Source organism: Mesorhizobium sp. M0621 (assembly GCF_040320745.1).
Lineage (GTDB): Bacteria > Pseudomonadota > Alphaproteobacteria > Rhizobiales > Rhizobiaceae > Mesorhizobium.
In genome coordinates this window covers 82,932-106,430 of the sequence record NZ_JAMYQF010000005.1, presented here as the reverse complement: position 1 = coordinate 106,430, position 23,499 = coordinate 82,932, and the positions used below count along the sequence as shown (strand labels likewise).

At 62.6% G+C, this 23,499-nt stretch carries 23 protein-coding genes and 1 riboswitch; of the genes, 13 read left to right on the top strand and 10 right to left on the bottom strand.

Annotated features, from left to right (window positions below):
* The first annotated feature begins 1 nt into the window (after position 1).
* From NKI38_RS05530 to NKI38_RS05520, 3 genes are read left to right on the top strand one after another with little or no spacing between them, the layout of a single operon-like run.
* Complete coding sequence (locus tag NKI38_RS05530) at positions 2-1,156, top strand: carbohydrate ABC transporter permease (protein WP_352655447.1); 1,155 nt, start codon at positions 2-4, stop codon at positions 1,154-1,156.
* Positions 1,157-1,160: 4 nt separating this feature from the next.
* Positions 1,161-2,825, top strand: a complete 1,665-nt coding sequence (gene bglA / locus NKI38_RS05525) for a beta-galactosidase BglA (protein WP_352655446.1) — start codon at positions 1,161-1,163, stop codon at positions 2,823-2,825.
* A 24-nt stretch (positions 2,826-2,849) separates the two neighbouring features.
* Complete coding sequence (locus tag NKI38_RS05520) at positions 2,850-3,962, top strand: ABC transporter ATP-binding protein (protein WP_352628294.1); 1,113 nt, start codon at positions 2,850-2,852, stop codon at positions 3,960-3,962.
* An 89-nt stretch (positions 3,963-4,051) separates the two neighbouring features.
* On the opposite strand, the gene NKI38_RS05515 is transcribed toward NKI38_RS05520, so the two are convergent.
* The 3 genes from NKI38_RS05515 to NKI38_RS05505 form a co-directional block, all read right to left on the bottom strand.
* Complete coding sequence (locus NKI38_RS05515; protein WP_352655444.1) at positions 4,052-4,288, bottom strand: DUF680 domain-containing protein; 237 nt, start codon at positions 4,286-4,288, stop codon at positions 4,052-4,054.
* A 79-nt stretch (positions 4,289-4,367) separates the two neighbouring features.
* Positions 4,368-4,577 carry a DUF680 domain-containing protein gene (locus NKI38_RS05510; protein WP_352655442.1) on the bottom strand — a complete coding sequence of 70 codons (210 nt, stop codon included), beginning with the start codon at positions 4,575-4,577 and terminating at the stop codon, positions 4,368-4,370.
* Between the two features lie 69 nt (positions 4,578-4,646).
* Entirely contained in the window at positions 4,647-4,847 is a 201-nt protein-coding gene (locus NKI38_RS05505; protein ID WP_352655441.1) for a DUF680 domain-containing protein, read from the bottom strand.
* 472 nt (positions 4,848-5,319) lie between these two features.
* Positions 5,320-5,521: riboswitch (cobalamin riboswitch) on the top strand.
* Between the two features lie 114 nt (positions 5,522-5,635).
* Here NKI38_RS05505 and NKI38_RS05500 point away from each other — a divergent pair.
* The 8 genes from NKI38_RS05500 to NKI38_RS05465 all read left to right on the top strand — a co-directional run bounded on the left by NKI38_RS05500 (position 5,636) and on the right by NKI38_RS05465 (position 13,378).
* A complete protein-coding gene (locus NKI38_RS05500) occupies positions 5,636-6,883 on the top strand; it encodes an aromatic ring-hydroxylating oxygenase subunit alpha (protein ID WP_352655439.1) in 1,248 nt (415 codons plus the stop codon).
* A 36-nt stretch (positions 6,884-6,919) separates the two neighbouring features.
* On the top strand, positions 6,920-8,029 hold the full coding sequence (locus tag NKI38_RS05495; protein WP_352655437.1) for an FAD-binding oxidoreductase: 1,110 nt from the start codon (positions 6,920-6,922) through the stop codon (positions 8,027-8,029).
* The gene (locus tag NKI38_RS05490) at positions 7,941-8,579 is read left to right on the top strand and encodes a PqqD family peptide modification chaperone (protein WP_352655435.1); all 639 of its coding nucleotides are present in this window, start codon (positions 7,941-7,943) and stop codon (positions 8,577-8,579) included. Before NKI38_RS05495 ends, NKI38_RS05490 begins: the two co-directional genes overlap by 89 nt.
* Before the next feature lie 130 nt (positions 8,580-8,709).
* Positions 8,710-9,672: a serine kinase gene (locus tag NKI38_RS05485; RefSeq protein ID WP_352655433.1), complete on the top strand. Its 963-nt coding sequence runs from the start codon at positions 8,710-8,712 to the stop codon at positions 9,670-9,672.
* The gene (locus tag NKI38_RS05480; RefSeq protein ID WP_352655431.1) at positions 9,669-10,421 is read left to right on the top strand and encodes a glycosyltransferase family 2 protein; all 753 of its coding nucleotides are present in this window, start codon (positions 9,669-9,671) and stop codon (positions 10,419-10,421) included. Before NKI38_RS05485 ends, NKI38_RS05480 begins: the two co-directional genes overlap by 4 nt.
* 55 nt (positions 10,422-10,476) lie before the next feature.
* Positions 10,477-11,229: a glycosyltransferase family 2 protein gene (locus tag NKI38_RS05475; protein ID WP_352655429.1), complete on the top strand. Its 753-nt coding sequence runs from the start codon at positions 10,477-10,479 to the stop codon at positions 11,227-11,229.
* Positions 11,229-11,906 carry a glycosyltransferase family 2 protein gene (locus NKI38_RS05470; protein ID WP_352655427.1) on the top strand — a complete coding sequence of 226 codons (678 nt, stop codon included), beginning with the start codon at positions 11,229-11,231 and terminating at the stop codon, positions 11,904-11,906. The genes NKI38_RS05475 and NKI38_RS05470 overlap by 1 nt, the downstream gene beginning before the upstream one ends.
* The gene (locus tag NKI38_RS05465) at positions 11,903-13,378 is read left to right on the top strand and encodes a nucleotidyltransferase family protein (RefSeq protein WP_352655425.1); all 1,476 of its coding nucleotides are present in this window, start codon (positions 11,903-11,905) and stop codon (positions 13,376-13,378) included. Before NKI38_RS05470 ends, NKI38_RS05465 begins: the two co-directional genes overlap by 4 nt.
* A 23-nt stretch (positions 13,379-13,401) precedes the next feature.
* Here the strand turns inward: NKI38_RS05465 and NKI38_RS05460 are convergent, their stop codons facing one another.
* The 6 genes from NKI38_RS05460 to NKI38_RS05435 form a co-directional block, all read right to left on the bottom strand.
* Positions 13,402-14,148, bottom strand: a complete 747-nt coding sequence (locus NKI38_RS05460; RefSeq protein WP_352655423.1) for a ferredoxin reductase — start codon at positions 14,146-14,148, stop codon at positions 13,402-13,404.
* Complete coding sequence (locus NKI38_RS05455; protein ID WP_352655422.1) at positions 14,145-14,756, bottom strand: molybdopterin-dependent oxidoreductase; 612 nt, start codon at positions 14,754-14,756, stop codon at positions 14,145-14,147. Before NKI38_RS05455 ends, NKI38_RS05460 begins: the two co-directional genes overlap by 4 nt.
* Positions 14,757-14,897: 141 nt before the next feature.
* Positions 14,898-16,424, bottom strand: coding sequence for a DegQ family serine endoprotease (locus NKI38_RS05450; RefSeq protein ID WP_352655420.1), 1,527 nt, complete (start codon positions 16,422-16,424; stop codon positions 14,898-14,900).
* Positions 16,425-16,726: 302 nt separating this feature from the next.
* Positions 16,727-17,422: an MBL fold metallo-hydrolase gene (locus NKI38_RS05445; protein ID WP_352655418.1), complete on the bottom strand. Its 696-nt coding sequence runs from the start codon at positions 17,420-17,422 to the stop codon at positions 16,727-16,729.
* Positions 17,423-17,438: 16 nt separating this feature from the next.
* The gene (locus NKI38_RS05440) at positions 17,439-18,605 is read right to left on the bottom strand and encodes a diphosphate--fructose-6-phosphate 1-phosphotransferase (protein WP_352655416.1); all 1,167 of its coding nucleotides are present in this window, start codon (positions 18,603-18,605) and stop codon (positions 17,439-17,441) included.
* Positions 18,606-18,691: 86 nt separating this feature from the next.
* Positions 18,692-19,456 (bottom strand): L,D-transpeptidase, encoded by a 765-nt coding sequence (locus NKI38_RS05435; RefSeq protein ID WP_352655415.1) that lies wholly within the window; start codon positions 19,454-19,456, stop codon positions 18,692-18,694.
* A 239-nt stretch (positions 19,457-19,695) separates the two neighbouring features.
* On the opposite strand from NKI38_RS05435, the gene NKI38_RS05430 reads away from it, so the two are divergent.
* Both NKI38_RS05430 and NKI38_RS05425 read left to right on the top strand, forming a co-directional pair.
* Entirely contained in the window at positions 19,696-19,818 is a 123-nt protein-coding gene (locus NKI38_RS05430; protein ID WP_352628329.1) for a hypothetical protein, read from the top strand.
* 96 nt (positions 19,819-19,914) lie between these two features.
* On the top strand, positions 19,915-20,538 hold the full coding sequence (locus NKI38_RS05425; RefSeq protein ID WP_352655413.1) for a LysE family translocator: 624 nt from the start codon (positions 19,915-19,917) through the stop codon (positions 20,536-20,538).
* A 62-nt stretch (positions 20,539-20,600) separates the two neighbouring features.
* On the opposite strand, the gene NKI38_RS05420 is transcribed toward NKI38_RS05425, so the two are convergent.
* Positions 20,601-23,387 carry an autotransporter family protein gene (locus NKI38_RS05420; protein WP_352655411.1) on the bottom strand — a complete coding sequence of 929 codons (2,787 nt, stop codon included), beginning with the start codon at positions 23,385-23,387 and terminating at the stop codon, positions 20,601-20,603.
* Positions 23,388-23,499: the final 112 nt, after the last annotated feature.

The following is a 23,499-nucleotide window of genomic DNA, read 5'->3' as shown; positions in this document are numbered from 1 at the left end:
GATGGCCGTTGCGACCGGAAATTCCTTCGCCAGCCGCTTCGGCGTCCACATCGCCGTGCTTGTCTTCGTCGCGATCTGGACCATACCGACGCTCGGCATCCTGGTCTCGTCGCTGCGCGACAAGAACCAGATCATCGCCTCTGGCTGGTGGAATTCGTTCGCCAGTTCCACTCAGACCGAAGCCGGCCGGCTGCCGGCCGCCTCGACGCAGGTCGAAAAGGACGGCAAGTTCGTTCTCGAGGGCAACATCTTCGGCGACGGCGCCAAGCGCAACATCAGCGCCTTCGGTGTCAAATCGGCGGCGCCAACGCAATATCCCGCTGGCACTTCGGCGGATCTCGGCGATGGCGTGACCTTGCAGCTGAATGAAGACGGCAGCTTTGTCATGCAGTCGCCCAAGGCATTCGAAGGCGATCGCGGCCAGCGCGTCTACTATGCCTCGTCGGCGCCGCCGAAATTCACCACCGAGAACTACAAGACAGTGTTGTTTTCCGAGGGCATCGGCCGGTCGTTCATGAATTCGCTGACCGTCACCATTCCGGCGACAGTCATTCCGATCCTGATCGCCGCCTTTGCCGCCTATGCATTGGCCTGGATGCGGTTTCCCGGCCGTGCGCTGCTGATCGCGGTCATCATCGGCCTGCTGGTGGTGCCGCTGCAGATGTCGCTGATCCCGCTCTTGAAACTCTACAATGGCGTCGGCGCTTTCTTCGGCATGCCGTCGAAGACCTATCTCGGCATCTGGCTGGCGCATACCGGCTTCGGCCTGCCCTTCGCCATCTACCTGCTGCGCAGCTACATTGCCGGCCTGCCGCGCGAAATCATGGAATCGGCGCGCATCGACGGCGCCAGCGATTTCGAGATCTTCGTCAAGATCGTCTTGCCGCTGTCGTTCCCGGTGCTGGCCTCGTTCGCCATCTTCCAATTCCTGTGGGTATGGAACGATCTGCTGGTGGCGATGGTTTTCCTGGGTACAGAAGCAGACCAGATCGTGCTGACCGCCAAGCTCAACGCGCTGTTGGGCTCACGCGGTGGCGACTGGGAGATTCTGACGACATCGGCTTTCGTGACCATAATCGTGCCGCTGATCGTCTTCTTCTCGCTGCAGCGCTATTTTGTCCGCGGGCTGCTTGCCGGCTCGGTGAAAGGAGGCTGAAACGATGCGATCCGCTTTGAAGGCCAGCTCGAAACCTGACCTCGCCATCGATCGCGACTGGTGGCGGGGTGCTGTGATCTACCAGATCTACCCGCGCAGCTATCAGGACTCGAACGGCGACGGTATCGGCGACCTCAAGGGGATCATCGGCCGCCTCCCCTACATTGCGGCACTCGGTGCGGACGCCATCTGGATTTCGCCGTTCTTCAAATCGCCGATGAAGGATTTCGGCTACGACGTCACCGATTACCGCGACGTCGATCCGATGTTCGGCACGCTGGCCGACTTCGACGCGCTGACCGCCGAGGCGCACAGGCTGGGCTTGAAGGTGATGATCGACGAGGTGCTGTCGCACACCGCCGACAACCACCCGTGGTTCCAAGAAAGCCGGTCGAGCCGCACCAACCCCAGGGCCGACTGGTATGTCTGGGCGGACGCCAGGCCGGACGGCACGCCGCCCAATAATTGGCTGTCGATTTTCGGCGGCTCGGCCTGGCAATGGGACACCAGCCGCCAGCAATATTACCTGCATAATTTCCTGGCCGAGCAACCCGACCTCAACTTCCACAACCCCCAAGTTCAGGATGCGTTGCTGGACGTCACCCGCTTCTGGCTGGAGCGTGGCGTCGACGGTTTTCGGCTCGACACCATCAATTTCTACTTCCACAGCCAGGGCCTGGAAAACAATCCGCCGCTGCCACCGGAAGAGCGCAACGACCAGACCGCACCGGCGGTCAACCCCTACAACTACCAGGACCATCTCTACGACAAGAGCCGCCCGGAGAACCTCGGCTTCCTCGAGCGCTTCCGCGCCCTGCTCGATGAATATCCGGCGACCGCTGCGGTCGGCGAGGTCGGCGATTCGCAGCGCGGACTGAAGGTGGTGGCTGCCTATACCGCTGGCGGCAAGCGCGTGCACATGTGCTACTCCTTCGACTTCCTGGCGCCTGAAAAGATCAGTGCGGTCAAGGTCCGCTCGGTGCTGGAATCCTTCGGCAAGGTCGCCAGCGACGGCTGGTCGTGCTGGGCCTTTTCCAACCACGACGTGATGCGCCCGGCCTCGCGCTGGGCGGCCGGCGAACCCGACCCGACCGCCTATCTCAAGGTCATTTCGGCGCTGCTGATGTCCTTGCGAGGTTCGGTCTGCATCTATCAAGGCGAAGAGCTTGGGCTCGGTGAAGCCGACCTCCAGTTCGAGGATTTACAGGACCCCTATGGCATCCGCTTCTGGCCGGAATTCAAAGGCCGCGACGGCTGCCGCACACCGATGGTGTGGGACGGCAGCGCCAAGAATGGCGGCTTCTCCCCGGCAAAGCCCTGGCTGCCGGTACCGGCCAAGCATCTGTCGCAAGCGGTCAATGTCCAGCAGGGTGACGAGACCTCGCTGCTCGAGCACTACCGGCGCTTTCTCAGCTTCCGGCGCGCCCATCCAGCGCTGGCCAAGGGCGATATCACCTTCATCGAAAGCGAGGGCGACACCGTCGCCTTCACGCGCCGCGCCGGCAACGAGCAGATCGTCTGCGTCTTCAATCTGGGCGCAAGGCCAACCGAGGTTGACCTTGGCGGCCGATCGCTGCAACCTTTGCCCGGGCACGGATTTTCGGGGCAGGCAAGCACTGGTTCCATCGAGCTTGGCGGCTACGGCGCCTGGTTCGGGCGCGTCGACTGAATTTCAAATCACTGGAGGAAACCAATGGCCGATGTCACGCTAAGGCAAGTGAAGAAGTCCTACGGCAATCTGAACATTCTCCACGGCATCGACCTCGATATCAAGTCGGGCGAATTCATCGTCTTTGTCGGCCCGTCGGGCTGCGGCAAGTCGACATTGCTGAGGTCGATCGCCGGGCTCGAGGAAATCACCTCCGGCGAACTCAGAATAGCCGGCGAGGTCGTGAACGACGTGCCGCCTTCGAAACGGGGCATCGCCATGGTGTTCCAGTCCTACGCGCTCTACCCGCACATGACCGTCTACGACAACATGGCGTTCTCGATGAAGATCGGGAAGGAGAACAAGGCCGAGATCGACCGGCGCGTGCGCCAGGCGGCGGAAATCCTGCAGTTGACGAAATATCTCGACCGCTTGCCCAAGGCGATGTCGGGCGGACAGCGCCAGCGCGTCGCCATCGGCCGCGCCATCGTGCGCAACCCGAAGGTGTTCTTGTTCGACGAGCCGCTGTCGAACCTCGACGCCGCACTTCGCGTTGCCACCCGTATCGAGATCGCCAAGCTCAAGGAATCGATGCCCGCCACGACCATGATCTACGTCACCCACGACCAGGTCGAGGCGATGACGCTGGCCGACCGCATCGTGGTGCTCAAGGACGGCCATATCGAACAGGTCGGCACGCCGATGGATCTCTACAAGAAGCCCGGCAATCTGTTCGTCGCCCAGTTCATCGGCTCGCCGGCCATGAACATCTTGCCCGCGACCATCGACAAGACCGGAAATCCGACCGTCGTCAGCCATGTTGGCGGGCGCAAGGCAACCGTGCCGATCACGACGCCTGCTTCGGCAAAGGGTGCCGCGGTGAGCTTCGGCGTGCGGCCGGAGGATTTGATCATCGCCAGCGGTGCGGACTATCTGTTCGAAGGGACGGTCGACTATGTCGAGCAGCTCGGCGAGGTTCAGCTTGTCTATGTCGACATCGGCCGCGCCGACCTGCCGTTGGTGACCAAGCTGCCTGGCAATGTCGAAGTCAAGCGCGGCTCGACATTGCGGCTGAGCGCCAATGGCGAAGACCTTCACATCTTCGATACGGACGGGCGGTCCTTCGCCCTTCACGAAGCGGAAGCGAAGGCGGCTTGAGACGAGGCAGGATTAGATTATGCGTCGACAACATGAAAGAGCGGCGGGCTAGGGCCCGCTGCTCTTTTTGTGAAGATCAGCTTCGGCTGTTAGCGGCCGAAGAGATTCCGATCGCTGCCCTGAGGGGCTGACTTCGGTACATCGCCCGACGAATTGAGCAGCTTGTAGACAGGCGATTCGCTCTTGCGGATCGAGCCCGTGTGCGAAGTGTCGACGTTGACGGTCGCCTGCTTGTTGATGTCGGTTCCGCCAACGTTGTCGTTGCGGGCATAGGCGCTGCCGGCGGCAATCAGAACAGCGGCGGCAGTAAGAACAATCTTCTTCATTTTTGATACTCCGTATTTTCGAATTCGATGCGGCGGGTTAACCCGCCGCATCGATGTCTGATGTTGGTTTGGTCGGATGTTAGTTGTTGCCGAACAGATTGCGGTCGCTGCCATGGTTGACAGGCGCCTGCGTGGCCGGCTCCGACTTCTGGGTGGAAGCCGTGTACGAGCTGTCGGTGGCGGTGGTGGCAGGCTGGTTGGCGCCATTGGAGCCAAAATTGTCGCTGCCGGCGAAGGCACTGCCGGTGATGGCCAGAACGGCGGCGGCGGCAATAAGGATCTTCTTCATTTCAAGTCTCCTGATTTTTGAATTTTGCCAGGGCGACGGGCAAGCCCGCCGTCTGCCGGTAATCGGCTTTTAGTTGTTGCCGAAGAGATTACGGTCGCTGCCCTGGGCAGGCGTCTGAGCAGCCGGTTCCGACTTCTTGACCGAAGCCGTGGACGAGCTGTCGACAGCAGTGGCTGCCGCGGCGTTCGAACCGTAGTGGTCGCTACCATTAGCGAAGGCGCTGCCGGAAATCGCCAGAAGGGCGGCGGCAGTGAGAATGATCTTTTTCATTTTGTGTACTCCAGTATTTTTCCCGTCCGTCTAGCGGCGTGTCTTGGGAAGAAATCGCGTCGTTCGGACAGCCCCGATGTGGGAGGGCATCCTCGCCTTTTCCAATCACGAAGTTGTTTCGTGTGGACCATGAGTCCGCCACTTGAAATTGTGCCAAGGGCTTCTACGCGCCACTTTTTACTTATATTTTTCAATGATTTAAGTAAAACCGCCCGCTTGATCACCAACTGTTTCGAGGGCCCAGCGTTCACACCGTCCTGCACGCACCGTCAACAGAAACGAACCGTTCGGTTCGATTTTAGAAAGAGCTAATAGTCACTTTTCGAAACTGTTAACTTTTTTGACCCCGAGTGAGGGGTCGGTTTCGAGGAGATTGCAAATGGGAAATGGCCGCCTCGGAACGTTTCGCATCCGTGTCGCGCCGCATGGATACGATGTCGTTTTCATGCCGATGGCGCGTCCGCGATCGTGGTTAGATCATATCATCTCAGGTGCCACTTCGTGACGACGAGGCGGAGAATTGGGAAGCCGGTCAGAATCCGGCGCTGCCCCCGCAACGGTGGTGGAGTTCAAGTCGCAACGGGAGACCACTGGGCAACTGCCTGGGAAGGTGTCGCGATGGTCCGCAAGGACAACTCCAGAGCCCGGAAACCAGCCCGAGATCATTGAACTCGACTGATCGCGGTGGGCGGTCAAGAGGTGGATAGTGCATGTCCGGCGCATCGCCGGCCTGTGTCCAATCCTTCCTCCGTCACCACCAGTTCAGTCCTTAGAAACGAGGACAGGACATGGAAACTCGCAACGACATGCTGAGGCTCTTGAACAGCCGCCGGCAAGGCTTTTCGCTAGAACAGCCCTTCTATACCGATCCGGACTACTTCAAGCTCGATATGGAGCTGATCTGGTATCGCGATTGGCTGTTCATCGGCCACGATTGCGAACTGCCGAAGCCGGGCAGCTACATCACCGTGCAGATCGGCGACTATCCGGTCGTCCTTGTCCGCGATCAGCAAGGCAAGATCAACGCCTTCCACAATTCCTGCCGCCACCGCGGCAGCCGCGTCTGCAATACCGAGAGGGGTACGGCGGCAAAGCTCGTCTGCCCCTATCACCAGTGGACCTATGAGCTCGACGGCCGCCTGCTGTTTGCCCGCCAGATGGCCGACGGTTTCGACAAGAGTGAGTTCAGCCTGAAGCCAGTCGCCTGCGAGAGCGTCGGCGGCTACATCTTCATCTGCCTTGCCAGGGAGCCCGCCGATTTCGCGCCGATGCGGGCGATGATCGAACCTTATCTTTTGCCGCACCGGTTGCGCGAAGCAAAGATCGCCTTCGAGAGCACGATCATCGAGAAGGGCAACTGGAAGCTGGTCTGGGAAAACAATCGCGAGTGCTATCACTGTGTCGCCAATCATCCCGAGCTGTGCAAGACCTTCCCCGAAGCGCCGACCGTAACCGGCGTCAACGGCGCCGACAGCGACCCCGAAATGGTCGCGCATTGGGCTAAGTGCGAGGCATCAGGCCTGCCGAGCAAATTTCGCATCGATCCGGCCGGACAGTACCGCGCCACCCGCGCGCCGTTGCTGCGCGATGCCGTCAGCTACACCATGACCGGCAAGCGGGCGGTGGAGAAGAACCTCTCCGACACTGTCTCCGCCGACCGGATCGGCACCTTGATGCACTATCACTACCCGACGACCTGGAACCACATCCTCATCGATCACGCGGTGACGTTCCGGGTGTTGCCGATCAGCGCCACGGAAACGGCGGTGACGACGAAGTGGCTGGTGCACAAGGATGCGGTCGAGGGGGTCGACTACACCATCAAAGATCTCACCCATGTCTGGACCGAGACCAACGACCAGGACCGCCGCATCGTCGAGGAAAACGCCTTCGGCATCCTGTCGCCCGCCTATGAACCAGGCCCCTATTCGGAGCTGCATGAGGGTGGCGTGATCCAGTTCGTCGAATGGTACGCGTCGTTCATCGGCCCGCGCCTCGCGGAAGGCGGTCGGCCGGCCCTGCGCAGCGTCGCCTAGGCTTTGGATCATGCACAAAACAAAAGAGACAAGAGGATGAATGCGGTGACGGATCTTGGCCTCTATCGCCATCTCGACCAGATGACGCCCTGGAACGACCGGCTGCAGGTGCTGGAGGTGATCGGCGTCAGCGACGAGGCGCCTGACGTCAAGACCTTCACCTTCCGCTCCGACAACCAGACCTGGTTCCGCTACAAGCCGGGCCAGTTCTTGACGCTGGAACTGCCGGCCGCCGACGGGCCGCTGATGCGCACCTACACGCTGTCGTCCTCGCCATCGCGGCCGTTCTCGATCGCGGTGACGGTGAAGGCGCAGGCCGGCAGCATCGGCACGCGCTGGATGTTCGACCATCTGACGCCCGGATCGCACGTCAAGGCTTACGGGCCGACCGGCGACTTTTCGCTGCACAGCCACCCGGCGGCGAAATATCTGTTCATCTCCGCCGGTTCCGGCGTGACGCCGATGATGTCGATGCTGCGCTGGCTGAACGACTGTGCGCCATGGACCGATGTCGGCTTCGTCAACTGCGCGCGCCGTCCGGAAGAGATCATCTTCCGCAAGGAACTTGAACTGCTCGGCAGCCGGATGCCCGGCCTGTCGCTCGGCTTCATGATCGAGGAGCGGTCGAGCCGCGAGGGCTGGTTCGGCCATATGGGCCGCATCGACGCCATTCGGCTGCCATTGCTGGCGCCCGATTTCCGCGAGCGCGAAATCTTCTGCTGCGGGCCCGATCCCTTCATGCGTGCCGTGCGCGGTATGCTCGACGCCGCCGGCTTCGACATGACGAAATACCATCAGGAGAGCTTTGCGGCGCCTGTGGTGGAGGAGGTCCCGGCTCCGTTCGCGTCGCCTGCGGGAGACGGTGCTGCCGTTGTCGTCGAAGCCGCGACGCCGATCCGTTTCGCGCTTTCGGATGTCGACGCCGAATGCGTCACCGGGCAGACCGTGCTGCAGACCGCGCGGGCCTCCGGCGTGCGGATTCCCGCCGCATGCGAGTTCGGCCTGTGCGGCACCTGCAAGGTGAAGAAGGTCACGGGCGCCGTCGAGATGAGCCACAATGGCGGCATCCTCGATCACGAGATCGACGACGGCTTTATCCTCGCCTGTTGCTCAAAACCGCTTTCGGCGCTCGAAATCGAGGCGTGATCGGCTTGGAGCCGCTGGCGCACGTTGGCTTGCCAAGCAAGAATCGAGTGTTTACAGGCGTTATAGGCTGAGCGACCGCGCCGACCGGCGACTGCTCGCGCGGCTGCGGGGGCCAAGACAAATGCGTCGTACCGATGTCTACGCAATTTCGAGCAAGGATATTGTCTTTGAATCTTTCGACGGCGAAGCCGTCGTGCTCGATCTTTCGAACGGGAAGTATTTCGGATTTTCCGATTCGGGCAGCAGGATTTGGCAGGCGCTATCGTCCGGCGTCGATGCCCAGGCTCTGGTCGGGCTGACCGTTGGCGCCAGGACGATTGGCCCAGATGAACTCGAAGGTTTCGTATCGCAATTGCTTGAACTGGGGCTCCTGGTTCGCCTGGATGCGCCACCGCTGCCGCTGCCTGGCGAACTGCTCGCCGACCTTGCCGCCACAACCGAGTCGCTCGCTGTGAGCGTTCACGACGACCTTGCCGACCTCATCATCGTGGATCCTATCCATGAAGTCGAGGAACCCGTTGGCTGGCCGGCGATAAAGCAGACATCCTGACGGGCGACTGGTTGCACGCCAGAGAGGGACACTGGACCTGACCATATCGCGCGTCACTCTCGAAATCTTGCCGGACTACGCCCGGTATCTCATTGCCGCCGCTGAACGCACGGCCGCGTACAATTCAGTCGTGCGTAGGATCAACCTTCCCCGGCTTGAGCTTAGCGCGCATCTCAGCCCCGGCGCGCTGGCGGATGCACTCAGCCATGCTTTTCTCGAGACTCGGGATGATCAGCCGGAAACGTCCCGTTGCCGCATTTTCATCGTGCATCCGGGCGTCGCTGGTATCCCCGACCCAGCCAAGTGGGCCGACGCGCATTTCACCGAGCACGGCTTTGCCAAGCGGCTTGCCGAGGCCGGGTTGCGTGGCCATCACTTTCACGATCTCGACTTCTGGCAGTTCTATGATCCGCAACGTCGCGTTGGCGTTCAGTTGATGGCCTCGGCCGAAGCTTTTCCACCATGGGAGCCGGGAGCACCGTTGCGGGCTTTCCTGCATTGGGAATATGCGGCACGCGGCACGCGCCTTGCCCATGCAGGCACGCTCGGCGCCAACGGCAAGGGCGTGCTGCTGGCGGGCGCGGGCGGCGCAGGGAAATCCGGGACTGTCGCTGCCGGCCTCCTCAACGGGCTGGACAGCGTCGGCGATGATTATGTGCTGATCGACCTCGCCGACGGCGTGACTGCCCGCCCGCTGTTTTCAACACTCAAACAGGATCCCCAGGGATTTGCACGGCTTGGGCTGAAGCAACGGCTGCCGGCGCATGGTCCGCTCAACTGGCAAGGCAAGCACACCTTTCACATTGGTGAGATTGCGCCTGAGCCGGTGCCTGAAACTCTGGACATCGTTGCGCTGGTGGTGCCACATATCGGTGGTGGCGAGGTAAGTTCGATCGTGCCGGTGTCGCGCAAAGATGCCATGATTGCCTTGGCTCCATCTGGCATAGCGCAGATGCCGGGCGAGCGGGAAAGCGGTTTTCGCTTCTTCGGCGACCTGACGCGCCTGCTGCCATGCTACCGTCTGTCGCTGGGTACGCAGCCCCGGGAGATAGCCGGCACAATTGCGGACTTTCTCGCGCGGGGCGCTTCGTGAAACTGAGCGTGATAATGCCTGTCTACAATCGCGAGCGCTATGTCGTTTCGGCATTGCGCTCGCTGGTGCGGCAGCGCGACGCCGCTGATCTCGACATCATCGTCATCGATGACGGCTCGACCGACGCCTCAGTTGAAGCCGTGCGCTCGATGATGCGCGAGACACCCTGCATCCGCCTGTTCCAGCAATCCAACATGGGCATCGCCAAGGCGCGCAATGCCGGGCTGCGGCAACTGCCGCCGGACGCCGCGTTTGTGTCCTTTCTGGATTCTGACGACATCTCGCTGGCCGGGCGGTTCAAGGCAGATCTTGCGCGCTTCAAAGCCGATTTCGACCTGGAGCTGACCTATTCCCTGATAACCCTGGCAGACCGGATTGACGACGAGCGGCTGGAACCGACACCCGACAGCCGCACGATGACACTGCGCGGAATTTCGCTGAGTGCGGCCCTGTTCAAAAGGCAGCTTATCGACCGGACGGGCCAGTTCGATGAGGATTTCGAGCAGGCCGAGGATACTGATTATCTGCTGCGCGTTTTCGAAACGGGACCGAACTGCGAACTGATGGACGCCGTCGCGATCTACTATCGACGGCACGCCGGGAATGTTACCAAGGAGCATGGCGGCAGGGTTCGCAACAATTTGCGTGCAATTCATAAGTCGATGCGACGGCGCAAGGCCGACCCTTCGCTGCGAGATGTCCAGGGAATCTTCGAACTGAAGAGTCCCGCTGATTGGCAGATGCTATGATGCTGCACACAATCGTGCCGCATCAGCCAAGCCGCGAACGGTCGTGGAGCCGCCTATGAGGCTGAGCGTGATCATGCCGGTCTACAACCGCGAAGCCTTTGTAGGCCCGGCCCTGCGCTCGCTGCTGAGGCAACGCGACGCTGCCGATCTCGACATCATCGTCGTCGATGACGGGTCGACCGACGGATCGGCGGAAGCTGTGCGCTCGGTGATGGACGAGAACCCGTGCATCCGCCTCTTCCAACAGCCCAATCTTGGTGTGACCCGCACGCGCAACGTCGGGCTTAGTCTGATCAAGCCGGAAACGGAATTGGTATCCTTTCTCGATTCGGACGATATTTCCCCATGCGGACGGTTCGCGACCGATCTCGGACTGTTCAGGAACGATCCGGACCTGGACCTCACCTATTCAAGAATGATGCTTGTCGACAAGATCGACGACGACCGCCTTGAGCCGGCCGCCGACAGCCACAGCGTTACGGTTCGCGGCATCCATTTGTCGGCGGCGATCTTTTCGCGCAGGCTTGTCGAGCGTATCGGTTGCTTCGACGAGGCCTTCAACCAAGCCGAGGATACCGACTACCTGCTGCGCACCTTCGAAAGCAGGCCAAGACATGCGATGCCGGAGACCGTGGCCCTCTACTACAGACGTCATCCTGGCAACATGACCCGCCAAACCGATGTCCAGTCGCGTGAATTCATGCGCGCTATTCACAAGTCGATGAATCGCCGCAAGGCAGATCCGTCCCTGCGTCGAATCGAAGGTATCTTCGATCTCAGGGATCTCGCTGACTGGCATTTCATGTGATGAGCGGATACGGCGTCGTCATTCCGGCCTTCAACGCAAGCGGTACGATCTCCGAGACGTTGCGGTCGGTCGCGGCCCAGACGGTGCGACCCGAAATGGTCGTGATCGTCGACGACGGCTCGACCGACGATCTTGCTTCGGCGATCGACGGCATTGATCTCCAGATGCAACTCCTACGCCAGGACAATGCGGGACCCGGCAGTGCTACGACCCGTGGCATTGCGGCACTCTCGACGCCGCTTATCGCGACGCTGGACGCAGACGATCTGTGGCTGCCTAATAAGATCGAAAGGCAGATAGCATTTTTCGACGGATCTCCCGCGACATCCGGGGTTTTCTGTCACCTGCGGAATTTCCGCAACGACCGACCCGACGCACCCGAGGCAGCGACGGTGCCCGGCTGGTTGCGGACGACCATGATGATCCGCCGCACGGTTGCCGAGGCCGTCGGGCCAGTCATCGACCAAGCAGGCGGGCGCGGTGAGATGATCGACTGGATCGCCCGGGCTCGTGAGGCAGGCTTTGTCCTTGCCATGCTCGACGACGTGCTTGCATTGCGCCGCATCAGGCCGGGCAGCCTTTCCCATGGCCGGGATCCGGAACGCGACCGCGGCTATCTCCAGGTGGCAAGGCTCGCCATGCAGCGGCGAGCCCAGAACAAGGCGGGCTCGAGTTGAAAGCCGGGCCGGTTCGCCGTATCGGCCGTCGCTTTCCGGACTATGGTTGGTCCTGGCCGACCGGCCAGCTCGACCAGTTGCTCAAGGCAGCCCTGTTCGCCGATGAAGACGCAGCCGCCGGCTGCGCCGAGCGCTGGCTGGATGAGAACGACATCGAGCTTGTCTCGTTTAGAGAACACCGGTTGCTCGCTGCCATCTCCGACAGGTTCGGAAGGAGGTTGGCTGGCCATTCCGCCCATCCGCGCCTCGTCGGCCTGCAGAAGATGCTGTGGACGAAGTCACGGATGGCGATGCGCGAAGCAGAGCCGGTGCTGAAGGCGATGGTCGACGGCGGCGCCGATATCATGTTGATCAAGGGCGCCAGCCGCGTTGCGGTGGACGCCTCGGCACAGCGTGGTCGGGTGGCCCACGACATCGATATACTGGTGCGCCCGCGCGACATGGCTGCCGTGTTCGACATCCTGCGCGATCGCGACTGGCAGATCGCCTCGGGCGTCAGTGCGCAATATCTGCGAACCCGATTGGCGTCGCTGCGGTCGATGAACTTTTTCAAGGGTCGTTTCGGCGACATCGACCTGCATCAGCTCGGCTATGACGGCTCGCAGATGAGCCCGGAAGACGATCTGGCGATCTGGCAGCGAGCGATCCCGGCCGAATTCAGCGGTGTCGCGGTCTTCGTGCCGTCGCCGGCCGACCGCATGGCCTTGGCCATCGCCCATGGCGGCCTCGACGCCCACACCCACAGCGACTGGCTTGTCGATTGTGCCGTCGCCATCCGTGGCGGAGACGTCGACTGGGATGTTTTCCTCGACATCGTCGGCAGACGCGGTCTGGCCGTTCCGGCGGCAGTGGCATTGTCCTACCTGGTGTTTGAGATCGGCGTTTCCGTGCCGGGGCCGACGTTGGCCAAAATCTTCGCGATGGCTGATAGGGCTGGCCTGTCGCGTTGGTCGTCGATTTTGCAAGCCAAGCCGCGCACGGATTTCGGCACCCTTGTCCGGCTGTCGCGCGGACTTGCCAAGCAATTGCGCCTGAAGCGCAAGAAGGGCCGGTTGCAGCAGAAGCCCCACGCCAAACCTTGGCGTGGCAGGCCAGCCGCGCGCAACCCGCAAGCCGCACCGATGCCTTTGACGTTTTCGCAAGCCATCGCCTGCCCGCCGATGACGGGCGACATGATGCTTGCTATCGTCGTGAGAATCAGTGTTCCGCCTGTCCGGCGCCGCATCGAAATGGAAATCAATGCCGGTGATGGCCATATCGCTCGGCTGCGCGCCATGGCCATCAGCCGATCCGGCAAGGAACGCGTGCTGTATTTTCGTGGAAGGGTGACGCTCGACGGCGCACGGAATGACCTGACGCTCGAAGCGCGACCGTCGCGTCAGTTTCGCGAATGGAACGACGACGCCACGGTGGCTGCTTATGGAGCCTTGCCTTTCCAGCTGCTGTCGGCGCACTTCTCGCCTATTGGCTGAGAGCGCGATCTCTATAGGACTCCTCAGACCCCGTAGCGTTCGGTGCGAATGACTTCCGCTGCGACGCCGGCATCGATCAGCGCCTGGGCGGCGGCTGACACGAAAGCGTTGGAGCCGCAGACGAAGGCGATGCCTGGCGGCTCGGGCAGCCGCGCCATCGCTTGCACCATCATCGCGACGTCCACCCGCCGCGCATAATCGGCCGGGCGCCGGGCGGCTTCGCGTGTCAGCGTCAGCACGAGGTCGAAGCCGTCCCTGCGGTCGTCAAGGCCGATCAGTTCGCCGCGAAAGATCACTTCGTCCCAGACCCGGGCTGAAAAGACCAGGACAACGGGGACCGGCGAATTGCGCGCGGCGCGATGACGGATCATCGACATCAAGGGTACGACGCCCGAACCGCCGCCGATCAGCACAAGCGGCCCACTCTCCCCATCGGGCCAGACGAAATGCCCGCCGAGCGGCCCGCGCAGTTCGACCTCGTCGCCAACCGCCGCGACCTCGTGGAAGAATGGCGAAACCTCTCCATCGTCGAGCTTCTCGATCGCCAACTCGATCACGCCGTCAATCTCGGGCGCGGAGGCAATGGAGTAGGAGCGGCGTACCTGATAGCCGTCCGGCGCCGTCAGCCTGACATCGACATGCTGCCCGGCGCGATAGGCAAACGGCCGCGACGGCAGGAAAAAGAAGCTGGTGACGCGCGGCGTGCGCTTTTCGATGCGGACAATCCCGGCTGTCTGCCAGGGCGACTGCACTGCTGCCGCATCGCTCATGGATCGTCCGTATAGCGCTGTTCGCGCCACGGGTCGCCATAGATGTGGTAGCCGCGCAATTCCCAGAAACCGGGTTCGTCGCGCGTCGTGAATTGCAGGCCGTTCAGCCATTTGGCCGACTTCCAGAAATAGAGGTGCGGCACCAGCAGCCTTGCCGGGCCACCGTGATCCGGCGTGATCGGCTTGCCTTCGTAAAGCAGCGCCACCATGGCCTTGCCGGCGGTGAGATCCTTGACCGGCACATTGGTGGTGTAACCGTCGAACGCGTGCGCCAGCGTGAAGCCGGTCGGCGGCTCCAAACCCGCGTCGGCAAGGATATCGTCGACCAGCACGCCCTGCCACGGCGTGTCGAACTTGGTCCATGCGGTCACGCAATGGATGTCGCGTGTCATCTTGGTCAACGGCAGTGTGTTGAATTCGGCCCAGGTCCATTTCTTGATCGGCCGTGGCCCATGCTTCAGCGTGAACGACCAATCCTGTGTGCGCACGCTCGGCGTCGGACCGGCCGACAGGACCGGAAAACCCTGTTCGAGATATTGGCCGGGCGGTATGCGCGCATCGTCATCGGTTGGCGGGCGCCGTCCTGAAGAGAAACCTCGGGTGACCATCGCGGTAATTCCTCTGCAGCAGGCATCCATCAGCCCGTCGCAGTTTTCTCGATGATGCCGCTGCGGGCAACCGAAATCTTGACGGACAGGGGCGGCAGGCTTGTCGAACCTGACGCCTCTGTCCTAATTCAGCGCGATGCGTCAGCCATTGGCAAACGGCACCGCGACATAGATCTGGCTGCCGTCGCGCTCGACCAGCAGAAGCACCGACTTCTTGCCGGACTTGCCGGCCTGGGCGATCGCCTGCGTCACTTGCCTGGCGCTCTTCACCGGCATCTGATTGACGGCGACGATGATGTCGTCGGCCTGAATTCCGGAAGCCGCGGCTGCCTTGTCGGGATTGACGCTGGCAACGACCGCGCCGCGCTGATTGTCGGCGAGATTCAGCTGCTTGCGGATGTCGGGAGTGATGTCCATCAGGCCAAGCCCCATCGCCGGCACGCGCGAGCCTTGGCCGGCGCTGGGCGCGCCGGATCCGTCGTCCACCGACGCCGTCTTCACGTCATCGGTGTTGCGCCCGACATTGACGGAAATATCCACGGCCTTGCCTTTGCGCCAGACGTTCAGTGTCTCCCGGGCGCCGGGCGCGACATCGGCGACCGCCCGCGACAGATCCTTGGGATCCTTCACATCCTGTCCGGCAAAGCCCGTGATGACGTCGCCGGTCTCGACACCGGCCTTGGCGGCCGGCGAGCCCTCATTGACATGCGAAACCAGCGCGCCGCCAGGATGGTCGAGCCCGACGGCACCAGCCACATCCGGGGTCACCGGCTGGATCTCGACGCCAAGATAGCCGTACTGGATGGAACCGCCTTTCATCAACTTGGCGACCACCTTCTGGGCCTGGTCCGACGGGATGGCGAAGCCGACACCGACGCTGCCGCCATTGGGCGAATAGATAGCCGTGTTGATGCCGACGACATTGCCGTTCACATCGACCAGCGGACCGCCGGAATTGCCATGATTGATCGGGGCGTCGATCTGGATGAAGTCGTCAAACGGGCCACTGTGCAGGTCGCGGCCGCGCGCCGAAACGATACCCGCCGTGACCGTGGTGCCGATGCCGAACGGATTGCCGAAGGCCAATACCTGGTCGCCTGGCATGAGCTTGTCGGAATCACCCCATTTGACGGTCGGCAGGGGTTTGTCCGACTTGACCGTGAGCACGGCGAGATCGTTCTTGGCATCGCGGCCGACGAGCTTGGCGGGAAGTTCGGTGCCATCGTCGAGCGTCACCTTGATCGAAGAGGCGCCATCGACGACATGATTGTTGGTGACGATGGTGCCATCGGACGCGACGATGAAGCCGGAGCCGAGTGCCTCGGCGCGCGGTGCCTGCTGCTGCGGCGGTGTCCGCGGGGCGGGCATGCCCTGGTCGCCGAAGAACTGACGGAAATAGTCGTCGAATGGCGAGTTGCCGAGAGGCATGCCGTCGTCCGGGCTTTCCGACTGTGCCCTCATGACGGTGGTGATCGTCACCACCGCCGGCTTGTCGGCGGCCACGATGGGGGCGAACGAGCCGTTGGGAGCCGTTATGCCGGCGACAGGTGTCTGGGTTGTCGGAATCGCGTCGCTGGCGCTTTGAGCAAAAGTCATAACGAAGGGGGATATGATCAGCGCAGCGCCCAGCAAGGCCGCGACGCGATGTCTGCGAAGGATATCTGACATGGTCGTTCGTCCGGGCGAGAGTTGATCCGGCGCCGTGGCGGCCCCTATGAGGAAAAACCGGCCATTCGGCGTGTCGAACGTCGCGATTGCCTGTCTCGCCTGGCAAGGCAGCCGGACCGGATCGACAGCTCTGAATCTAGTGCGCAGCTTGGCCCGATTTAGGGATTCCGGGCCACCTTACGAAGATTTAATTTCCGGAATGACGGCGATCACGATGTTGTCAGGCGACGGGCCAGTCCGGCCTTCCCTGCCCGCCGGGGGCTCAGAACCCGCCGGTTCGTCCGAGATACGCCGTGGCGATGTCATGCATGCGCTTGCTGTCGAAGCTCGGTCCGTGGCCGCCATGGCCGATGCGGATCGGCAGGTCGAGCAGGCGCTGCATCGTACTGATATAGGCCGTTCGGTCCGAATCCGGCAGATCGTCGATCAGTGTCGTCGTAGATGGCGTCGCCGCTGAAAAACAGGCCATCGGCCTCGTCGAACAGCGCGATCGAGTCCGGCGAATGGCCGGGCAAATGCAGCACACGGAATTGCCGGTCCCCGAGATCGACGATGTCGCCCTCGTCCAGGGTTCGCGTCAACGGCGCGGACGGGATTTTGTAGTCGGCAGCCTTCCAGCCCGGCGCCGGCAGTTTCGAAACGGCGCCTTCGAGATCCTGGAACATGTAAGCATAGGTCGCCGCCTCATCCATGCTCTCGAACTGCTCCGCGCTGTGCCTTGGCCCTGCGCGCCACAGGAATTCATGCAGCGAGCCGACATGGTCGAGATGGATGTGGGTGGCGACGACCAGCAGCGGCTTGCCCTGCGGCGTCTGGATCTGCGGCGCCAGCGGACTGATGCCCATGCCGGTGTCGACCAAAAGGTCGGCGTCGCGGCCGCGCAGGTGCCAGATGTTGGCGCGCAGGTACTCATGCACGAACGGTTCGGTCAGCATCGTCATCTTGTCGTCGACGATGCTCCTGCTGAACCAGCCCGGCATCAGGTGTGAGCCAGGCATCAGGTGTGATCCGACATCAGACGAAAGGCTTCCCGACCTTGTACTTTTCCGGCACCAGCCGCTTGAGATAGGCCATGCCGGCATCGGACAGCTGATTGACATCGGGCTTCATGAAATTATCCGGCATGTGGCGGGTCTTGCCGGCGACGTTCTTCAGCGGCACCTTCTTCAGCACCGTTTTGGTGCCGTCATATTGCAGCGCCACCGAGCCGCCGCCCTGTTCAGCGACAGTGACAGCGAAAGCGCCGGCATCGAACGCCTCCTGCGCGTCGACTGCGCTGATGGCGCCGATATAGCCGCGCGGCATGTAGCCGAGCGCATCGACGCGGGCGCGCTTGCCGGGCAGGCCTTCGGCCAGTGCGCGCTCAAGTGCGGCCGGCAGATCGCTGCCCGACAGCTTGACGTTGCCATGCGCATCGCGCTCGAGCTTGTCCGGCGGCACCAGGCTTTCGACCAGCGCCTTGCCGTCGGCGGTGCTGACACCTTCCGAAACGGCTACGATGCAGCGTTTGTGGCGGTCGAGCGTGGCGCGCACGTCGTCGATGAAGCCGGCGGCCGAGAATGGGCGTTCGGGCACATAGACCAGATGCGGGCCGCTATCGGGGTCGAGCTGCCATGCTGCCGCGGCGGCGGTCAGGAAGCCGGCATGCCGGCCCATGACGATGCCTACATAGATGCCGGGCAGCGCGCGAAAATCGAGGTCGACGGAGAGAAAGGCGCCGGCGACGAACTCGGCCGCCGAAATGAAGCCCGGCGTGTGGTCGTTTTCCTCGAGGTCATTATCGATGGTTTTTGGCGCATGGACGAAAGCGATCGTGCCGCCTGCGGCATCGGTCAGGATCTGCTGCGTGCCCGACGTGTCGTTGCCGCCGATATAGATGAAGGCATCGGCGCCCGCCTTCTTCAGTCCGTTGAGGATGACGTCACAATAGGCGGCATCCGGCTTGTCACGCGTCGAGCCAAGGGCGGCACTTGGCGTTCCGGCAATCAGCCGCAGCCGGTCCTCCGGGATTGCCGAAAGATCGACATAGTTGCCGTCACGGATACCGCGCACGCCGTGGATGGAACCGAGAACCTTGGCACCGGGATGCCGCTTGCGGATCTCCAGTGTCGCCCCGACCACCGTCTGGTTGATGACAGCGGTTGGGCCGCCGCCCTGAGCGATGACAAAAGTTCCGGCCATTCCTGACGTCTCCCGAGCGATGAATTCGCAGGCACATTCGCCTGTCTTTCGCTATCGCGCAACGGAAGAGTGGAGCGCGTGACGTGTCAGACGACCACCACCGGGTTTTTCTTGGAGACGCGGCTGTAGAGGTCGATGATGTCCTGGTTGATCAGGCGCACGCAACCCGACGACATCGCCTGGCCGATGCTCGCCCATTCGGGCGAGCCGTGGATGCGATAGCCGGTGTCCTTGCCGTCCTGGTAGATATAGAGGGCGCGCGCGCCGAGTGGGTTGGTGAGGCCGCCGGGCTGGCCGGCCTGCCATTTCACCAGTTCGGGCTTCCGGGCGATCATCTCCGGCGGCGGCGTCCAGGTCGGCCATTCCCTGCCGTACTGGATGTTGGCGCGGCCGGACCAGCGGAAGCCGTCCTTGCCGATGCCGACGCCGTAGCGGATGGCGTCCCCACCCGGCTGGACGAGATAGAGCATGCGCTCCTGCAGATGGACGACGATGGTGCCGGGTGCCTCGCCTGTCGTGTCGACGACGATCTGGCGACGGAATTCCGGCTTGACCTTCAGATACGGCACTTCCGGCACGTTGAAGCCGCCATCCGTCAGCGCGGCATACATGACGCCGGGGCTGGTGATGTTCTTGTCGACACTGATGCTCGGCCGGATCGGCACGGAGCTGGTGACGGTATCGTCGAGTTCGAGCGCCGGCAGGCCACCGCCCGAGGTCGAGCAACCGGCGGCGCTGAGCAGCACCAGCGCGCCTGCCCCGGACAGGATGGCGCGGCGGGAAAGATGATGATCGGCTACGCTTGCGTCGCCGTTTCGCGGCGGCGTTGGACCTTGCGGCAACTCACCCATATACCCAAACCCTACGCTGTCGGCGGGAAGCACGGTCCGGCCAGATAGCAGGCATTTTCATCATTCATGGTTGATAAAGCGTGAAGGCCTTATACAGCCTGCGTTTGCGCATGACCGTGTTGGCTTTCGACCTCCCTCCCGACCCGTCGACCGGGAGCTGCCGCGCGAAAAGACCTCGGTCGGGTCATAATCCCGACGCTGGCGCTTCCTACTCCTCAAGCGATCAGCGAGGGGCCTCCATGTGCAAGACGTTAAAAACCGACATCACGCTTTTTGCCGCGGCCATTGTGGCGGCGGCAACCGTTCTCGGTGCCAATGTCAGCCTGGCCGATATCGTGAGCGCGCTGAGCGGTGCGAACTGACGCCGGTCTGCCGTTGGCGAAATTAGGGAAATCGCATCTTTACATTCTCCCGGGCCTAAGGATTTATCCTCTTCTTTGAGCTCAAAGGAGACGAGCATGTCCTTCGAAAACTGGGCCGCCTTCGGCGCCGCATCGACGATCCTCCTCATCATCCCGGGTCCGACCATCCTTCTGGTCGTATCCTATGCGCTGGGCCAGGGCTGGCGCACCGCCCTGCCGATGGCCGTCGGCGTGGCACTGGGCGACTTCACCGCAATGACCTTGTCGATGCTGGGCATAGGCGCGCTACTTGCGGCCTCGGCGACCGTCTTCACCATCCTGAAGCTGATCGGCGCCGGCTATCTGATCTATCTCGGCGTGAAACTGTTCCGCGCCGGCGGCGCGCTGAAGGCCGAACCGCGCACCGACGCGGTGTCGTCGGCCAAGATGATGGCGCATGCCTGGCTGGTCACCGCGCTCAACCCGAAAAGCATCACCTTCTTCGTCGCCTTCCTGCCGCAGTTCCTCGACCGGCACGCCGATTTCTGGACGCAGATGCTGATCTTCGAGACGACTTTCCTGGCGCTCGCCTTCGCCAATGCCTTCGGCTATGCGCTGATCGCGGCACGCGCACGCAACGTCGTGCGCAATCCCAAGGCAATCCGCGTCTTCAACCGCACCGGCGGCACGCTGCTGGTCGGCGCCGGCATTGCCACGGTGGCGATGCGTTCGGGCAACTAGGCTCTATTCTGAATTCTGATCATGATCCCGAAACCCGGTTTCGGGATCATGATCGATCAGCCTCACCATTTGACGCTGAACCCCAGGTTGCCTTCGAGGATCCGGCGTTTGTCGCCGCCGAGATTGGTGGTGTAGTCGCCGGTGGCGAAGATACTGACCTTGTCCGTCACCTTGGCGACCACGCCGCCGCCGAACTCGAACGAGGTCGATCTGCCCTCGGTCGAGATGTCGGTGGTGTCGAAATTGACATGGCTGGTCCCGCCGAAGTCATGCCAGATGTTAGCTTTGAGGTAGGGCTGCAGCGGCACGCCGTTGATGGCAGTCTCGCCCTGCAGCCTCGCGCCCAGCCGGCCGGTGACGCTGCCGTCGGAATCGAAGGAAACCGAAGCAAAGCGGTCCGATGTATCGTCGAGCGACAGATGCTGCCAGACCAGTTGCGCCTGCGGCTCGAGCGTCCAGCCTTGTCCCAGCGCTATGGGATAGCCGCCTTCCAGCGAAGCGGTGACGCCGGTGCCATCGATGTCGACGCCGACGTCGCGCGACGATGTCGCGTTGCCGCCGAAGAAGGTGGCCATGACGACACCGTCCAGGTACCAGCCGCCCTGGCCGATGCGGGTCCAGTAGCCGCCGACACTGGTGCCATCGAGATCGATACCGCCGACGGACAGATAGTCCTGTCCCAGCGCCTGGCCGCGCACATCTCCATTCATGCTGGCATAGGCAATGAACAGGCCGGCGCGATCGACCGAGCCGGAGCTGGTTTCTCGACCGAATACGTCGAAGCCGCCCTGGAAGCCGAACAGAGTGCCGTCGAAGGACGGCGAGACCGTTCCCGAATAAGCCATCTTGCTGTCCTGGCCGAAGATACGGCCCCAGACCGGCGACAGCTCGGTGTTCGACAACAGGCTCTGCTCGCCACGCCGTTCGTGGAAGGTGCCGAGCGTCGTCATCGCCAGATGTTCGGCGACCGGCGGCAAGGCCGAATAGACCGGAACCTCGATGCGATAGAGCAGGATTTCCTCTCCCCCGGCCGGTGTTGGCAGGTCTGGCGTTTCCGTCGGCACCGGTGGCGGTGGCGGCGGCGGATCCGCTGGTGGCGCCGGTGGTGGTGGCGGCGGCGGGTCGGGCTCCGGATCGGCGGCCTGCACCGGCGGTGTCGGGTCGACCGGCGGGCTGTTGATGTCGCCCTCGGTCGGCGGCGGCGTTGGCGGCAACTCGGAAGGCGGCGGGGGCGGCGGCTCGGCCGCCGGCGGCACCGGTTCCGGCGGCGTAGGTTCGACCACTGGCGGGGCTGGGGCCGGCGGGGCCGGCGTGTTCAACGTCGAGCGCAGGTACCAATTCTCCTCGCTGCCGGCGCTGACGCCGCCCTTGAACAGATAATATTCGAAGGCACCGGCGGCGACTGGTGCGTCGAGCGCGAAGGTGGAGGCGCCCGAGTTGGCGCCGTTGACCGCCTGGACGACCATGATGCCGTCCTGCGTCGTCGCAGCACCGGCGCCGCCGAGATTGACCACGGAGATGCCGGTCGAACCGGAAGCCGTTCCGCCCGACAGAACCAGCCTGTCGGACGCGGAACTGTCGTCGCCGAGTTCGGTCTGGATCAACAGCAGGCCGCCCAGGCCGGTATAATTGCCTGATATCGTCAGCCGATCTGTCGCGCCGGTGCTGCCGTTGGTCAGATCGATGCGTCCGGCATTGGTGACCTGCGCCAGCTGGCCCGCCGTAAAGGCCTGGATCGCCGCGTTGAACCCGCCGCCATAGAGCGTGCTCGCGGCATCGACGCTGAGCGAACCTGTCCCGGTGCCGCTGTCGCCGAGCACAAGATTGCCGTCGAACGTCAGCTCGGTGTCGTTGGTGGCGCCGATGCTTTCCCAGTTCTGGAGCCGGCTGATCCCATGCAGCTTGACGTTGTCCAGGGTCAGCGCATCGGTGCCGAGGCCACCAGTGATTGCATCCGTGGCGCCGAGATTGGCGTTGGTGAGGTTGCTGAGCTTGGCGGTGTCGTTGTCGCCGCCGAGATCGACGGCGCCATAAATGATGCCGCCGCCATTCCAGACGAAGTTGTCGGCGCCAAAGCTCATCAGGATGTCGCCGCCCACCGTGCCGCCGGTGACCGTCACGCTGTCATTGCCACCGCTGACGCTGATGTTGCCGCCGATGGTGCCGCCCGACAGGATGATCGTGTCCATGTCGAAGCCGGTGACGAGGTTGCGGTCGATTGTGCCGCCTGACATGTTGAAATAGTTCTGGTCGAGCTTCATATTGACGCGGCCGATGCGGCCGCCGGTCATCACGGCATTGTCGCCATCGTCGAAGAAATCGACGATGCGGCCGCCCGTCATGGTGAACGTGTCAAGGCCATCGCCCTGGTTGAGCGAGCCGATCTGGCCACCGCTCATGTTGAAATCGTCGATGCCGGCGCCCTGCTGGACATTGCCGGCTACGGTACCCGCGCCAATGGTGAAGAAATCGGTGCCGCCGCCCTGATCGACAGTGCCGGTAATGGTGCCGGACTGCATGTTGATGCGGTCCGTACCGACGCCAAAGGTGACGTTGCCTGATATCTGCCCGGTCCCGCCGGCGGGGAAATTCAGCGTGTTGTCGCCATCGGCATCGGTGAGGCTGCCGCCTGAGTCGCCGCTATCACAGGTGTAAACGGTGTTCCCGGCGGATGGGCCCAGCACGCATGCGGCAAATGCAGCGGAACTGGGCAGCAACGCAAAGGCTATAGTTGCGAGAAGGCTAATGAACCATGGATGTAGTCCAGGCGGCCTTCGCCGCAGCAAAGCAACTGTGTCTTCCGCGTCCTCCGAACGACTGTTCGGAAGCCTGTTTTTCAGATGCCGCATCGCGTCCCTCTCGATTCGCGATTTCAAGCCCCCGCCCAATGCCGCAATGAAGACACAATTCGTTCGCCTTTACAAAGCCTAATCTGCCCCGCATGGTTGCTAAACTGCAAAG

What these genes read in the sequence shown, in the direction of transcription:
- NKI38_RS05500 (WP_352655439.1), top strand. Translation starts at nt 5,636, where the DNA reads ATGGAAACTCGCAACGACATGCTGAGGCTCTTGAACAGCCGCCGGCAA.
- NKI38_RS05455 (WP_352655422.1), bottom strand. Translation starts at nt 14,756, where the DNA reads ATGGTCACCCGAGGTTTCTCTTCAGGACGGCGCCCGCCAACCGATGAC.
- bglA (WP_352655446.1), top strand. Translation starts at nt 1,161, where the DNA reads ATGCGATCCGCTTTGAAGGCCAGCTCGAAACCTGACCTCGCCATCGAT.
- NKI38_RS05495 (WP_352655437.1), top strand. Translation starts at nt 6,920, where the DNA reads ATGAATGCGGTGACGGATCTTGGCCTCTATCGCCATCTCGACCAGATG.
- NKI38_RS05450 (WP_352655420.1), bottom strand. Translation starts at nt 16,424, where the DNA reads ATGTCAGATATCCTTCGCAGACATCGCGTCGCGGCCTTGCTGGGCGCT.
- NKI38_RS05510 (WP_352655442.1), bottom strand. Translation starts at nt 4,577, where the DNA reads ATGAAGAAGATCCTTATTGCCGCCGCCGCCGTTCTGGCCATCACCGGC.
- NKI38_RS05420 (WP_352655411.1), bottom strand. Translation starts at nt 23,387, where the DNA reads ATGCGGCATCTGAAAAACAGGCTTCCGAACAGTCGTTCGGAGGACGCG.
- NKI38_RS05445 (WP_352655418.1), bottom strand. Translation starts at nt 17,422, where the DNA reads ATGCCTGGCTCACACCTGATGCCGGGCTGGTTCAGCAGGAGCATCGTC.
- NKI38_RS05470 (WP_352655427.1), top strand. Translation starts at nt 11,229, where the DNA reads ATGAGCGGATACGGCGTCGTCATTCCGGCCTTCAACGCAAGCGGTACG.
- NKI38_RS05430 (WP_352628329.1), top strand. Translation starts at nt 19,696, where the DNA reads ATGTGCAAGACGTTAAAAACCGACATCACGCTTTTTGCCGCGGCCATT.
- NKI38_RS05515 (WP_352655444.1), bottom strand. Translation starts at nt 4,288, where the DNA reads ATGAAGAAGATTGTTCTTACTGCCGCCGCTGTTCTGATTGCCGCCGGC.
- NKI38_RS05460 (WP_352655423.1), bottom strand. Translation starts at nt 14,148, where the DNA reads ATGAGCGATGCGGCAGCAGTGCAGTCGCCCTGGCAGACAGCCGGGATT.
- NKI38_RS05505 (WP_352655441.1), bottom strand. Translation starts at nt 4,847, where the DNA reads ATGAAAAAGATCATTCTCACTGCCGCCGCCCTTCTGGCGATTTCCGGC.
- NKI38_RS05425 (WP_352655413.1), top strand. Translation starts at nt 19,915, where the DNA reads ATGTCCTTCGAAAACTGGGCCGCCTTCGGCGCCGCATCGACGATCCTC.
- NKI38_RS05435 (WP_352655415.1), bottom strand. Translation starts at nt 19,456, where the DNA reads ATGGGTGAGTTGCCGCAAGGTCCAACGCCGCCGCGAAACGGCGACGCA.
- NKI38_RS05475 (WP_352655429.1), top strand. Translation starts at nt 10,477, where the DNA reads ATGAGGCTGAGCGTGATCATGCCGGTCTACAACCGCGAAGCCTTTGTA.
- NKI38_RS05530 (WP_352655447.1), top strand. Translation starts at nt 2, where the DNA reads ATGGCCGTTGCGACCGGAAATTCCTTCGCCAGCCGCTTCGGCGTCCAC.
- NKI38_RS05440 (WP_352655416.1), bottom strand. Translation starts at nt 18,605, where the DNA reads ATGGCCGGAACTTTTGTCATCGCTCAGGGCGGCGGCCCAACCGCTGTC.
- NKI38_RS05490 (WP_352655435.1), top strand. Translation starts at nt 7,941, where the DNA reads ATGGCGGCATCCTCGATCACGAGATCGACGACGGCTTTATCCTCGCCT.
- NKI38_RS05520 (WP_352628294.1), top strand. Translation starts at nt 2,850, where the DNA reads ATGGCCGATGTCACGCTAAGGCAAGTGAAGAAGTCCTACGGCAATCTG.